At 62.3% G+C, this 13,553-nt stretch carries 15 protein-coding genes; 6 read left to right on the top strand and 9 right to left on the bottom strand.

The genetic code is table 11. From position 1 onward, the window contains the following. Positions 1–107 precede the first annotated feature (107 nt). Positions 108–1,724 (top strand): MFS transporter, encoded by a 1,617-nt coding sequence (locus ACT53S_RS03515; protein ID WP_476065922.1) that lies wholly within the window; start codon positions 108–110, stop codon positions 1,722–1,724. Positions 1,725–1,754: 30 nt separating this feature from the next. Here the strand turns inward: ACT53S_RS03515 and ACT53S_RS03510 are convergent, their stop codons facing one another. After that, a complete protein-coding gene (locus tag ACT53S_RS03510) occupies positions 1,755–2,105 on the bottom strand; it encodes a response regulator transcription factor (RefSeq protein WP_476065921.1) in 351 nt (116 codons plus the stop codon). A gap of 111 nt (positions 2,106–2,216) precedes the next feature. Then, a complete protein-coding gene (locus ACT53S_RS03505) occupies positions 2,217–2,852 on the bottom strand; it encodes a response regulator transcription factor (protein ID WP_476065920.1) in 636 nt (211 codons plus the stop codon). Between the two features lie 182 nt (positions 2,853–3,034). Here ACT53S_RS03505 and ACT53S_RS03500 point away from each other — a divergent pair, with 182 nt between their 5' ends. Then, positions 3,035–3,586 carry a helix-turn-helix transcriptional regulator gene (locus ACT53S_RS03500; RefSeq protein ID WP_476065919.1) on the top strand — a complete coding sequence of 184 codons (552 nt, stop codon included), beginning with the start codon at positions 3,035–3,037 and terminating at the stop codon, positions 3,584–3,586. A gap of 259 nt (positions 3,587–3,845) precedes the next feature. Here the strand turns inward: ACT53S_RS03500 and ACT53S_RS03495 are convergent, their stop codons facing one another. Further along, positions 3,846–4,364 (bottom strand): Dps family protein, encoded by a 519-nt coding sequence (locus ACT53S_RS03495; protein ID WP_476065918.1) that lies wholly within the window; start codon positions 4,362–4,364, stop codon positions 3,846–3,848. A 517-nt stretch (positions 4,365–4,881) separates the two neighbouring features. On the opposite strand from ACT53S_RS03495, the gene ACT53S_RS03490 reads away from it, so the two are divergent. Both ACT53S_RS03490 and ACT53S_RS03485 read left to right on the top strand, forming a co-directional pair. Further along, positions 4,882–5,139, top strand: coding sequence for a hypothetical protein (locus tag ACT53S_RS03490; RefSeq protein ID WP_113378541.1), 258 nt, complete (start codon positions 4,882–4,884; stop codon positions 5,137–5,139). 124 nt (positions 5,140–5,263) lie between these two features. Further along, positions 5,264–5,503, top strand: a complete 240-nt coding sequence (locus ACT53S_RS03485; protein WP_142070654.1) for a hypothetical protein — start codon at positions 5,264–5,266, stop codon at positions 5,501–5,503. A gap of 150 nt (positions 5,504–5,653) precedes the next feature. Here the strand turns inward: ACT53S_RS03485 and ACT53S_RS03480 are convergent, their stop codons facing one another. From ACT53S_RS03480 to ACT53S_RS03455, 6 genes are all read right to left on the bottom strand, one after another. Next, positions 5,654–5,986, bottom strand: coding sequence for an MOFRL family protein (locus ACT53S_RS03480; RefSeq protein WP_476066625.1), 333 nt, complete (start codon positions 5,984–5,986; stop codon positions 5,654–5,656). Between the two features lie 194 nt (positions 5,987–6,180). Then, positions 6,181–6,966, bottom strand: coding sequence for an SDR family oxidoreductase (locus tag ACT53S_RS03475; RefSeq protein WP_476065917.1), 786 nt, complete (start codon positions 6,964–6,966; stop codon positions 6,181–6,183). A gap of 53 nt (positions 6,967–7,019) precedes the next feature. Continuing rightward, positions 7,020–7,970, bottom strand: coding sequence for a sugar-binding transcriptional regulator (locus ACT53S_RS03470; RefSeq protein ID WP_142070660.1), 951 nt, complete (start codon positions 7,968–7,970; stop codon positions 7,020–7,022). A gap of 23 nt (positions 7,971–7,993) precedes the next feature. Next, positions 7,994–9,463, bottom strand: a complete 1,470-nt coding sequence (locus ACT53S_RS03465; protein WP_476065916.1) for an FGGY family carbohydrate kinase — start codon at positions 9,461–9,463, stop codon at positions 7,994–7,996. Between the two features lie 67 nt (positions 9,464–9,530). Beyond that, a complete protein-coding gene (locus tag ACT53S_RS03460) occupies positions 9,531–10,499 on the bottom strand; it encodes a transketolase family protein (RefSeq protein WP_476065915.1) in 969 nt (322 codons plus the stop codon). After that, positions 10,499–11,308: a transketolase gene (locus ACT53S_RS03455; protein ID WP_476065914.1), complete on the bottom strand. Its 810-nt coding sequence runs from the start codon at positions 11,306–11,308 to the stop codon at positions 10,499–10,501. Before ACT53S_RS03455 ends, ACT53S_RS03460 begins: the two co-directional genes overlap by 1 nt. Positions 11,309–11,510: 202 nt before the next feature. On the opposite strand from ACT53S_RS03455, the gene ACT53S_RS03450 reads away from it, so the two are divergent. Continuing rightward, positions 11,511–12,485 (top strand): ABC transporter permease, encoded by a 975-nt coding sequence (locus ACT53S_RS03450; RefSeq protein WP_113378548.1) that lies wholly within the window; start codon positions 11,511–11,513, stop codon positions 12,483–12,485. Between the two features lie 119 nt (positions 12,486–12,604). Further along, positions 12,605–13,540, top strand: coding sequence for a substrate-binding domain-containing protein (locus ACT53S_RS03445; RefSeq protein WP_113378549.1), 936 nt, complete (start codon positions 12,605–12,607; stop codon positions 13,538–13,540). The last annotated feature ends 13 nt before the right edge of the window (positions 13,541–13,553 follow it).

Below are 13,553 nucleotides of genomic sequence, written 5' to 3'. Positions count from 1 at the left end.
GTGCCTCAGAGGCCGCCGCCTAACCCGCGGCGGCCTTCGTGTGTCTGCCCCCTGCCAATCTCAAAGCAGGGCTCTTCGTCGCACCGAACCTTCGAGAGGTGATCGTCATGACCCAAGTGCAGCTTGACAAAGCGGAGGCCGGCAGTGCGCTTGCTCCGTTCCACCACACGGCCTTCGCGGTCCTCTGGACCGCAACCGTCATCGGCAATACCGGCACCTATATGCGCGATGTCGCGAGTGCCTGGCTCGTCGCCGATCTTTCCGCTTCTCCGGGTGCCGTCGGCCTGATCCAGGCCGCGGGGACACTGCCGATCTTCCTGCTGGCGCTGCCGGCGGGCGTGCTGGCCGACATTCTCGATCGGCGCAAGCTGCTGATGGCGATGCAGGTGGTGATGCTTGCGGTCAGCCTTGCCCTGACCCTGCTTGCTTGGCGCGGGCTGATCACCGTCGAGCTCCTGATCGGCCTCACCCTTGTCGGCGGAACGGCCGCAGCCATTGCCGGTCCCGCCTGGCAATCCATGGTGCCGGATCTCGTTCCGAGGCCCCAGTTGCGCAACGCGATCGCACTGAACTCCGTCGGGATCAATGTGTCACGGTCGATCGGCCCTGCGGTCGGCGGCATCCTGCTCGGCGCCTTCGGAGCGGCTTTCGCTTATGCAGCGGATCTGGCCACCTACCTCTTCGTGATCGGCGCACTCCTCTGGTGGCAAAGTCCACGGGCCGAGGTGAGCCACATCCCCGAGCACTTCTTCGGCGCCTTTCGCGCGGGGCTGCGCTATGCCCGCTCGAGCAGCAAGCTGCACATCGTGTTGTTGAGGGCCGGTGTCTATTTCATCTTTGCAAGCGCCACCTGGGCGCTTCTCCCGCTTGTCGCCAAGGACCTGCTAGGAGGCGGGGCGAGCTTCTTTGGCCTGCTGCTTGGCGCGGTCGGTGCCGGGGCCATCGGCGGAGCAACCATCCTGCCGAGACTGCGCAACCGTCTCGATTCCGATGCCATTCTCCTGGGATCTGCGATCCTCAGCGCCGGCGTCATGGTGGTGCTGACCTTTGCTCCACCGCAATGGGCGGCCTTCCTCTGCCTCTTCTTGCTGGGCAGCGCGTGGATTTCGACGCTCACCGTCCTCAACGGTGTTGCCCAGGCCGTGCTACCCAACTGGGTGCGCGGGCGTGCACTCGCGGTCTACCTCACCGTCTTCAACGGGGCGATGACGGTGGGCAGCATTGCCTGGGGCATCACGGCAGAGGCGATGGGGCTGACGACGACGCTGCTGATTGCGGCGGCAGGCTTGAGCTTGAGCGCAGTCCTCATGCACCTGATCAAGCTGCCGCTGGGCGAGGAGGACCTCTCCGCGTCCCACCATTGGCCAGAACCCATCGTGGCGGATAGTGTTGCCCATGATCAGGGACCCGTCATGGTGCAGGTCGAGTACTCGGTTACCGCAGCCGATCGCCCCGCATTCCTGCGAGCGCTCAACCTCCATGCCGAAGCGCGACGCAGAGACGGCGCCTATCTCTGGGGCGTGAGCGAGGATGCGGCCAGGCCCGAGCAGATTATCGAATGGTTCTTCGTCGAATCCTGGGCCGAACATCTGCGACAGCATGAACGTGCGTCGCACGCGGACGCTGAGATCCACGGCCAGCTCATCGGCTATCACCAAGGCGAGGAGCGACCGACTGTACGGCACCTCATTGCCATTCCGGCGAGAACTCGGCTTGTGAAATAGGCCAGAAAAGCGGGGCGCCTCGGCGCCTCGTCAGGTCTGCGGCTGGACGCTGATTGCCCGCTCGATGCAGGCGATCAGGGCTTCCGCCTGATAGGGCTTCTGAAGCACGCAGACGGGCGCCTCGATGTGCTGACGCACAGGGGCTTCGGCAAAGGCGGTGATGAAGATGACCGGGACAGGGTCCTGGCGTTGTCTCAGCGCCGCAAAGAGCTCGATCCCGCTCATGCCCGGCATCTGGACATCAGAGATCAGACAGGCCGAGCGGCCGTTGCTGGGCGAATGGAGGAAATCTTCAGCGGAAGAATAGGTCGCGACGTCGAAGCCGCAGGATCGCAAGAGGCTGCTCGTGGCACGAAGGACTTCGACTTCGTCGTCGATCACTGAAATAAGCCGGGGAGCATGCACCTTGATCTGCCAATCTCCGGTCGGGACCGGGTTCAACTTGCATGCAGTAATAGCCGTATTTCATAACTTTATCGACTATACCTGAGTTTATCGGCCTGCCGATGTCCCCTGGTTTCGCGCGATGGCCTCGGACATCTTCACCAGATCGGCAAAGGTTTTCGCCATCATCTTGCGCATGATCTTGCCGCGATGGATCTTGACAGTGATCTCGCTCAGATCGAGCTCACCCGCGATCTGCTTGTTCATCAGGCCGCTCGTTGCCATTTCCATGATCTGGCGCTCGCGCGGGGTGAGCGAGGAAAACCGCTCCTTCAGCTCAGCCTCGAACTTGGTCTCGCCCTTAGCCGCAGCCCGCGTCAGGCAGGCGGCAGCGACAGCGTCGAGCATGTCCTGATCTCGAAAGGGTTTTGGCAGAAAGTCCGCAGCTCCGGCCTTCATGGCCCTTACCGACATCGGTATATCGCCATGGCCTGTTACGAAAACGATCGGGATTTCGACGCCCATATCCGAGAGTTTCTGCTGGAAATCCAACCCGCTCGTGAAGGGAAGACGGACATCAAGGATCAGGCAGTCGGCTTCTTCCAGGCATTGTACGTCGCGGCAGAGATCCAGTGGCGTGGCATAGGACTTCACCCGATAGCCGACCGAGCGCAGCAAACTATCGACGGAACTGCGGACGATTTGCTCGTCATCGACGACCAGAACGAGAGGGCTCACGGACATCCTTCGCCTTCCAGGAATTGTAAGTGTTCCGCTTTTTTAAAACCGGCTGCGATGCTCCGGCAACTATACGTGGGTATGCGAGGCTAGCACTGCAGTCTGACGCTTATCAATTCCCGTACAATATTCTTGAATCGCCGTTCGCCCGAAGATCACCCCATAAACCAAGACCAATGGGGATCGTCATGTCAGCACTTCCATTCCAGATCGACGACAGCCTTCACCGGGCGCCTGCGGGCGCGGTTTCGCTTGCGTCGCAGCACCACCAGCTCACCCGCCTGCTCGCCCAAGCCATGTCGCTTGCCGAGCAGAACGAAAACGACGCCATGGACCTGATCCGCAGAGCGTCAGCACTTGTCGGCAACTCCGACGCCGAAGAGTGGCCCGAGCCCCCGACACGGGGGGGACTGGCGCCCTGGCAGGCAAGACGGGTGAGGCGGTATATCGAGAAGGCGTTTTCCGAACGGATCAACATCGATGAGTTGGCCGAGATCACACGGCTCAGCACCAGCTATTTCTCCGCTGCCTTCCGCGCCACGTTCGGGACGTCCCCGCACGATTATATCTCGCGGCGGCGCATCGATCATGCCAAGCAGTTGATGCTCAACACAGACACGCCACTCTGCGAAATCGCGCTTGATTGCGGCTTTGCCGACCAGTCGCATCTTTGCCGTGTCTTCCGTCGCTTTACCGGACAGACACCCGCGACCTGGCGGCGTAACAAACGGATTGCCTGAGGCAGACATCCCCACTTCAATGACTTGAAAGCGCCCGGCATGCGGCACACCCCTTCAGCCGCGCGCCTGGCGCTTCCAGTTCGTCATCTAACACGCTCTCAAACTTTTTACCGCAGCCGACGACACGGTGTCCGTTGCTGCGGTCTTATGTCGTTCTTAATAAGACGGGCTGGAAAAGAAGCGGGACCGGACCATGGTTCTGGTCCAGTCCCGTTCGATTGTCGGCTGCGCGCGGACCGCGCCCGCTTTCCAGTGAATGCTACTGCGTATTCCGGCAAATCTCGAAGAGAAACCAGACACGCTGCTCTCCCTCGTCGATCCACTGCTCAAGCAGGCTCGTGGAGGCGACATCGCCATGTTCGCCGCAAAGGCCGTGCGTCTGACGGGCAAAAGACACGAAACGCTCGTTGTCGTCTCGCAGCTCGGCCAGCATATCCTGCGGGCTCACATAGGCAGCATCATTGTCCAGCAATCGCTGGAGCCTGGCGATATGGCCGCTGGAGCGGATCGTCGTTCCGCCGAGCTTGCGGACGCGCTCGGCAATCGCATCGGTCATCGCGAAGATCTGGCCCGCCTGCTCGTCGAGGAGCAGGTGATAATCGCGGAAGGACGGCCCGCTCATGTGCCAGTGAAAGTTCTTGGTCTTGAAATAGAGGGCGAAGGTATCGGCAAGCAGGCCTGTCAGCGCTGCGGATATGTCGTGGACGGCTTCGGGTGAAAATTTTGCCGGGGTGTTGAGGGCGGCCTTGCGGCGCGCCTCGACTGCGAGAGGCTCCATGGGTCATCTCCTGTTCGCGATGCAGTGGGTGCTGGGTCTCCGAGAGACGCCTCCGGCGCCGGCCCGGCCCGCATGGCAAGTCTACGCCGCACGCAAAATGCAACCCATCAGCCGCTGGTATGCTCGCCCCTATACATGGGGATGGTGTGGGAGGATCGGCATCTGCTGTCGGACCAGCAATTGCGGGCATTTCGTGCTCGGGTGCGATCCGATTTCGCCGACGTATTGGCATGCGCCCCTCCCCGATCGATGCCCTAACCCAAACCTTGGGTCATCCCGGTCCATGCCTTCGGCATGGCTCAATCATACCAATGTTGGAGGCGAGCGAACTCAGGTTCAATGGAACCTCATCCCCCTCGCTGTCACTCTGAACTCGCTGATCAACCACGCATTCTTCTCCTCCCCGATGTGAGATCAGCGCCCCACCAGGCCTCCCGCCAGAGACCTGTCTTGCAGCAGCAATTCAATGAAACCGGCCGAAGATCGGCCCTCACTCAACCCTTGAAGGAACACGACCATGAAGACCATTCTGACTGCCCTCTCCGCCACCCTGATCTCGTTCGCAGCCGGCACGGCCGCTTTCGCCAGCGTCCAGCCGATCCCGGGCTCGATCACCTACGACGACGCCAACGTCCAGCTCGAAAAGGCTCCCGCTGGTTCGACCTTCTTCCACACCTTCTCCAACGGTGACGGTCGCGATGTCCGCGAAGTCTACAAGGTCAATGCTGACAAGTCGGTCAGCCTCGTCAGCCGTTCGATTTCGAACGCTTCCTGAGCCAGCGAGCTGGTTCACGACGCAAGATCGGCCGGGTTTCTCCGGCCGATCCGGCGCCACCTCCATGCCCGTAGACTGGGCCGACTGTGCGCCACATCAACATACCCTGAGAAGGAGCGAGACAATGCGAACCATGATACTGGCCTTTGCCGCAGCTTCCGTCAGCCTGATCGGCGCCTATGCGAGCCTGCCTCCGGCAAAGGAACTCACACAGGGCGAATTCCTCTGGCCTGAGCAAGGAGAGGCACAACCGGAGCCCATGCCACTGTGCTCCCTGCCAAAACCACCCTCTGACATTGTGATGCCAACGATCCAGATCCAAAAGTCCGGCAGGCTCGAAACAAGACCGGTGGCCAACTGGTAGTGTGGCCATCAACGATCCCACCTCGTGCCTGAGGCTGCTTTGACCTATGCCGCCCCCTCGTCCACGGACGCTTACGGGCTAATCCCTCCGAAGATGTCGGCAGGTCGCTGCCGAAGGAGACATCCTAGCCCGACGCGCGGCCGCGCCCTCTCAGCCCGCGAGGCGCGGTCGGATCAGGATCGCGCGGAAGTCATTCACGTTGGTCAATGTGGGCCCTGTGACCACCTGAGCATCAAGGGCGGCGAAGAACGAATGTGCATCGTTCCGCTCAAGCGCATGCCGTGGATCAATGCCGATCTTGGCTGCAGCCTTGAGAAGATCCGGTCCGACAACAGCCCCTGCGACTTCGGCGGCCCCATCCACACCGTCGGTGTCGCAGGCCAGGGCATGAAAGCCTTCGGCCCCCTCGAGTGCCAGGGCCAGCGCAAGGCAGAACTCGGAATTGGGGCCACCGATGCCGTTGCCTCGACGGGAGGCCTGCATCCTTCTCACGGCAAGCCTGCGCCGGGCAAGCCAATTTGCCTGCCGGCCCCACACCTGACCTCCGCGTGATGGACGATGTCGCGACCCTGCAGCGGGTCTCAGCGCGATGAAGGAATACTGGTGCACCTTTCACCGGACGGGAGCGCGGCTCAGCCTTGTCGGCGTCGGGTCGATTTCAGACCTCATGCCTGGGATCACGACATGATCAGTCCGCCGTCGACGTTGATCGTCTGGCCGGTGATATAGGCTGCGTCCGCCGAGGCCAGGAAGGCGACGAGGGCGCCCACTTCGGCAGGCGTGCCGGCGCGGCCCATGGGGATGCCTTCGACCCACTCTGCCATCAGTTCGCCGGGACCATAGTCACCGAGCATCTTGCCCCAGACACGGTCGTTGTAGTCCCACATCTCGGTATGGATGATGCCCGGGCAGATCGCGTTGACAGTGATGCATTCCTTCGCCAGTTCCTTGGCGAGGCTCTGGGTCAGGCCGACGACACCGAATTTCGATGCAGCATAGTGGGGCGTATAGATGAAGCCCTGGCGAGCCTGGCCGGAGGCCGTGTTGATCAAGCGTCCCTTGGTGCCACTGGCGCGGAAACGGGCGACCGCCTCCTGGCAGCAGAGAAAGACACCCTTCGTGTTGACGTCGAGGTTCAGGTCCCATTCCCGCTCGCTCAGATCCTCGACCTTGGCGATGGTAATGACCCCGGCATTCTGAACCGACACGCTCAGCGGACCGAGACGGGCTTCCGCCTCCTTGTATGCTTCCCGGACGGCGGCGGAATTCGTGACATCGAGTTGCAAGCCGAGCGTGTTGGCACCCGTCTCTTCGGCGAGCCGCCGGGCGACCTCCCCGGTATCGGCTTCGATCGCGGCAATCGCAACCTTCGCCCCCTCTTCGGCGAACCGGCGGGCGATGCCGAGCCCGATGCCCTTGTTGCCACCGGTGACGAAAACGGTCTGCCCTGAAAAACGCTGCATGATCTACTCCTCCAATATGCAGCCGATCCGACAGTCCGCCCCGGATGGGACGATCACGCCGTCAGTCGCGCTGCGGTAAACTTGTCCGTGACGAGCACATCGATGATGCCCATCCTCAGGGCCCCTGCGATCGCCTCGGTCTTCGATTCTCCGCCGGCCAGCGCCATCACGCGGTCGGCTTTGCGCAGATCCTCGAGCGAGATGCCGATGACCCGGTCATTGAGCGGGGTTTCGACCGGCTTGCCGTCGCGGTCGTAGAAGCGGAACGATATCTCGCCGACGGCACCCGCATCGTGCAGCATTGCCATTTCCTGGCGCGAAAAGACGTTGCCGGACCGGGCCAGAAGTTCCGAAGGCTCGACGGCGCCGATGCCGATGATGGCGAGCGTCAGCCGGCCGAAAAGATCCATGGTGCCGCGAACCACGGGGTCTGCGAGCATCACGAGCTTGGCTTCGCGTGACGAGGTGATGCCCTGGACGAGCAGCAACCGCGGCTCGCCGCCAGTCAGTTTTGCCAGTCGGGCGGTCAATTGGGTCGCATGCGTCTGGACCGATGCCTCTCCCATGCCGCCCAGGATCTGGACGATGTATTTGGCGCGGCCGGTCTTCAGCGGGTGAATGTTGTCGACCATGCGCAGGATGGTCTGGCTCCAGCTGGACACGCCGATGATCTCGTCCTGCTGCAGGGTAACCTCGACGAAATGGGCGGCGGCCTCGCCGATGCGGGCCATGATCGCGCCGTCGCGATCCTCCGAACAGTCGATGACGATCGCCTCGGTCAGTCCGTAGCGCTCCCGCAAGGCGGTCTCGAGATCGGCGAAGGTTCCGGGCGGCGGAATGATCGTGGTTCGCACGATCCCTTCCATTTCGGCGCGCTTCAACATCCGGGAAACGGTCGCCTGCGACATGTGCATGATCTCGGCGATCTCTGCCTGGCGCTTGCCTTCGGCGTGATACATCTGCGCGACACGGGCGATAAGTCGAAGCTCGTTGAGACGTCCCATGAACCCCTCCGATGGGTGAATTTTTATTCACCCATAGATGATGTCGGGGAAACGGTCGAGCGGAAGATTGCATCCTGCCAGGTGGCCAGGCGTGAAGTCGTATCTGCCGGTTTCGGCGGGAGGCTTTCGGTCTTGCGCGGCAGCGCTCTTACCGCTTCGAGGTCGCTCCAGAGGCCGAGCGTCAGGCCGGCGAGATAGGCCGCCCCGAGCGCTGATGCTTCCGCAGCATCACACTGGATCACCGGGTGGGCGAGCATGTCAGCGACGCACTGCATCAGGAAGGTGTTCTTGCTCGGGCCGCCATCGACGAACAACCTGCCGAGCGGCGTCGGCGACTGGGCAGCCATGGCCTTGAAGACGTCATGCACCTGGAAGGCGATCGAATCCGTTACGGCGCGCGCCATCTGTGCCCGGGTCGTATTAAACGTGATGCCGGAAAAGAGTGCCCGTGCGTCGGCATGCCAATGCGGCGCGCCGAGACCGACGAATGCGGGAACGAAACCGGGCCCCTGAGGCTCGGCCGTCTCAGCGAGGTCAATCAATGCCTGCACATCGGGCAGGCCAAGGATGTCAGCCATCCAGGGCAGCGAGGCGGCAGAGACGAGGATATTGCCTTCGAAGGCATAGGTCGGCTGGCCATCGATCGACCAGGCGATGGTCGTCGTAATGCCGTTTCGTGGCGCGATGAAAAGCGGCAGGGTCGTCATGATCGACGAGCCGGTCCCGAAGGTCACTTTGCCGTCGCCTGGGGCGAAGGCACCATGGCCGAAGAGAGCTGCGTGGCTGTCGCCGATCGCAGCGGCAACCGGTATTCCGTCGGGCAAGCCGGGAACACCCAGCGTCCCGCCGAAGCGCGAAGCACTGTCGCGGACCTCCGGCAGAAAGCCCTTCGGCACGCCGAAGAGATCGCAAAGCTCATCGCTCCAGGCTTTCTTGTTCAGATCGAGAAGCTGGCTTCGGGCGGCATTGGAGGCGTCGCAGGCGTGGACCTTGCCGCCGGTGAAGCAGTGGATGAGCCAGGAATCGATCGTGCCGAGCCGCAAGGGACGTCCCCCGGGCGCCCGGTCGAGCAGCCATTTCATCTTGGGGCCGGGGAACATCGGGTCGATCGGCAGACCGGTCAATGCCTCGACCCGGGCAGAATGGCCTGATGCATTGAGTTCGGCACAGACGGGTGCGCTGCGGCGGCATTGCCAGCTGACGACGGAGCCGAGCGGTTCTCCGGTTTCACCATCCCAGATCGTGACGGATTCGCGCTGGTTGGAAATGGCGATCCCGGCGATGGACACCGTCTTTGCCGCAGCAAGACACGCGCCTATGGCCTCCAGCACGGACTGCCAGACACGCTTAGGATCCTGCTCCACCCAGCCCGGCTGCGGGTGGGAGATGCCAACGGGTGAAGACCCCCGGGCCAGAATCTCGCCATCGGCCGAGACGAGCACGGCTTTCGAATTCGTGGTTCCCTGGTCGATCGCGAGTATGGCGGTAGTCATGTCGGCTCCGAATGCTGGAAGATGCCGCTCCAGACGAGGAGCGACATCCGAATTGGTTCTGCAGCCGTCAGCCGCGGCCGCTCTTGCGCGCCAGAAGTTCCTCAGCCGCATTGGCCATGGCTTCCGGCGCCATGCCGAACTCGTCGAGCAGGAACTCGGCGGAGCCGGTCGGGGCGAAGATGCCGGGCACGCCGAGGATCTTCATCGGCACGGGCGCCTCTGCGACGACGACTTCGCCCACGGCGGAGCCCAGACCACCATAGACCGAATGTTCTTCCGCGGTCAGGATAGCACCGGTCTCGCGTGCAGCCGCGACGATGCTGTCCACATCGATGGGACGGACGGTCGCCATATTCAGGACACGGGCTTCGATACCACGCTCGGCCAGGATGGCGGCCGCTTTCATCGCGCGGTGGGTCAGGGTGCCGTTGGCGATCAGCGTGATCGCGTCACCGTCGCGCAGGCGGTTTGCCTTGCCCGGCTCGAAAACATGGCCGACCGGCAGAAGGTCCGGTACGCCGACGCGCGACAGGCGCAGGAAGACCGGCCCTTCGTAACGGGCCGCCCACTCGACAGCCGCTGCGGTTTCGATCGAGTCGCAGGGCGCAATCACCGGGAGATTGGGCAGCACCCGCATCCAGGCAAAATCCTCGATGGAGTGATGGGTCGGACCGAGCTCGCCATAGGCCATGCCCGAGGAGATGCCGACGAGTTTCACATTCGCGTTCGAATAGGCAATGTCGGCCTTGACCTGTTCGAGCGAACGCCCGGTCAGGAAGCAGGAGGCACCACAGACGAAGGGAAGCAGGCCGCCATTGGCGAGACCGGCACCGACGCCCACCATGTTCTGTTCGGCGATCCCGACATTCACCAGCCGTTCCGGCCATTTCGACTTGAAGCCGCCGAGCTTGGAGGAGCCGACAGAGTCGTTGCAGACGGCAACGACCTTCGAGTTCTCGGCGCCGAGGCGCTCAAGCACGGAAACGAAGGCATCACGGCAGTCGTGGAGTTTTTCAGTCATGGTCACGGCGTTCATCACAGCACCTCCGAGAGTTCGGCGAGGGCAATCTTGTATTGCTCGGCATTGGGCACCTTATGATGCCAATCCACCTTGTCCTGCATGAAGGAGATGCCGTGGCCCTTGTTGGTGTGGGCGACGATGCAGTGCGGGCGATCGGAGCGGTGTTGCAGCGCCGGGACGATCTCATCCATGGCGTTGCCGTTGATCTCCGTGACGTCCCAGCCGAAGGCCTGGAGCTTGGAGCCGAAGGGCGCCATGTTGTTGGTGTCGCTCAAGGCTGCACCCTGCTGGAAGCGGTTGTGGTCGATGATCAGCGTCAGATTGTCCAGGCCGAACTGGGCCGCCGACGAGATCGCTTCCCAGTTGGAGCCTTCCTGCATCTCGCCATCACCGGTCAGCACGTAGGTATGATAGGCAGCGCCCGTCAGCTTGGCGGCCTTTGCCATGCCGACGGCCACGGGAAGACCATGGCCGAGCGGGCCAGTGTTGGTCTCGACGCCGGGAACCTTGTTGCAGTTCGGGTGTCCGTTGAGGCGCGAATGGGGCTTGAGGAAGGTGGAAATCTCCTCCTCCGGAAAAAATCCACGCTTGGCCAGCGTTACATAAAACGCCAGGGCCACATGGCCTTTTGACAGCACGAAACGATCGCGGTCCGGATGCTTCGGCTGATCGGGCCAGATCCGCAAAACCTGGAAATACAGAGCTGTCAGAATGTCGATCGCCGACATTTCACCGCCGATATGGCCAGCGCCCGCTTCGTAAACCGCCTGGAGATCGCGAAGGCGTATCTGCCTTGCGATGCGATCAAGATCATTCGGCTGCATGGAAACCTCATTATGAATAAATATGCTGCTATCGATATAATTGCACGTGCTCCGCCTGTGTCAAGCCGGAGCCCCCAAATTAAATCTGCATTCGAGCATCGCGAGGGCAGTTGACAGCCTGTGGAAGCCTGCGCTACGAATTTACACACAGCAATGAATATTTATGCCGTTCTGATTAGAACGGACAGCATGGGAGGAATGGATGTCGGTGTCAGCGACAGACCAGGATCGAGGGACCGGAGCCAGCGCGCTGTCGGCATTAAGGGGAACGACCGGTCCATTGATCGGGCTGATCCTGCTGTGCATCTTCCTCTCGTTTGCCACCGACAAGTTCATGTCGGCGCGCAATCTGCTCAACGTGCTCGACCAGATCACGGTGCTCGGCATCATGGCCGTCGGCATGACGATGGTGATCCTGATCGGCGGCATTGACCTTGCCGTCGGCTCGGTGCTGGCGCTGACGATGATGGTCATGGGTTACCTGGCCAATCAGGTGGGCCTTCCCCTGCCCGTCGGCATTCTCATCGCGCTCGGCGTTGCCGCGGCGACGGGGGCGATTTCCGGGCTCCTGATAACGGCCTTGGGCGTGCCGGCCTTCATCGCGACGCTGGCGATGATGTCAGTGGCGCGCGGCCTCGCGAACATGATCACCGACGGCCAGCAGATCGTCGGGTTTCCTTCCTGGTTCAGCCTGCTCGCCTATACCCGTTACGGCGGCTTCCTGACGCTGACCGTGGCCGTGATGCTGGTCGTCTTCGTGCTCGGCTGGATCTATCTTCGCTACACCTCGGGCGGTCGCTCGCTCTACGCGATCGGGGGCAACCAGGAAGTCGCGCGCCTCGCCGGCATCAACGTCAATCTCTACACGGTCGGCGTCTATGTCGTGTCCGGACTGCTTGCAGGCCTTGCCGGCGTCGTTCTCGCAATGCGCCTCGACTCGGTCCAGCCGACCGCCGGCGTCTCCTATGAACTCGACACGATCGCCGCAGTCGTTATCGGCGGGACGAGCCTCAATGGCGGCAAGGGCGGCATCCTCGGAACCATCATCGGCGTTCTGATCATCGGCGTCCTGCGCAATGGCCTAAACCTTCTGGGTGTCTCGCCCTTCACGCAGGCCGTCGTGATCGGCGTCGTCATCGCACTCGCCGTCGCAGCCGAAGCCATCAAGAGGAAGTGACGCTTCGGCCACGCATCCAGTTTGGCGGGAAGCCGCCAGTTCAACGCCGGGCAGAATGCCAGGCAAAACTTCGGTCCTGCGGTGGTAGCAGGGTCCCGAAACAACGGAGGAGATCTACCATGAAATTCAAGACTATGCTTCTGGCTGCCGCAGCACTGGCGACGACTGCCCTCAATCCGCTCGGCGCGTCTGCCGCAGACGTGAAGAAGATCGGGCTCGCCGTTTCGAACCTGCAGGCCGACTATTTCAACCAGATCAAGATCGGTGTGGAATCCTATGCCAAGGAGAAGGGCATTGAGGTCATCACCGTCGACGCAAAGAACGATAGCGCGACCCAGGTGAGCCAGGTTCAGGATCTGCTGACCCAGGGCATCGACGCCTTCATCTACATTCCGGCCGGTGCCGCTGCCGCCGCTGTCCCGACGCGCCTCGCCAAGGAAGCCGGCATCCCGGTCGTCAACGTCGACCGCAATGCCGACGACGCTCCTGGCGATACGTTCATCGCCACCGACAACGCGACTTCCGCCTACGAAGTCTGCAAGCACATCATCGGTCTCGCCGGCGGCAAGGGCAAGATGATCATGATCCACGGCCAGAAGGGCACGACGCCGGAAGTCGAGCGCACCAAGGGCTGCATGAAGGCGATCGGCGAGAATTCTGGTGTGGAACTTGTTGCAGAACAGTGGAGCGAACAGTGGTCGCAGGCTGAAGGCCTCAACATCGGTCAGAACCTGTTGCAGGCGAACCCGGATGTCTCGCTGATCTTCGCCCAGGCCGATGGTCTGGCCCTCGGTGCAGCTCAGGCTGTGAAGGTATCGGGCGTCTCGCAGCGCGTTTACGTCGGCGGCTTCGACGGCGACACGACGGCTCTTCCGATCCTTGCGCAGGGCGGTTTCGACGCCACGGCGACCCAGCAGGTACGCGGCATCGGTCGTCTGGCCGTCGACAGCGCGATCAAGCTCGCTGCCGGCGAAAAGCTCCCGGCCGAACAGCTGCTTCCGGGCTTCCTGACGACGCCGGAGACCGCGCCGAAGTTCGTCGCCGAGCATCCCTGATCCCATCCGGAAG

It is taken from the genome of Allorhizobium sp. DMC15, from assembly GCF_056314065.1.
This window is presented reverse-complemented; position numbering and strand designations above follow the sequence as displayed.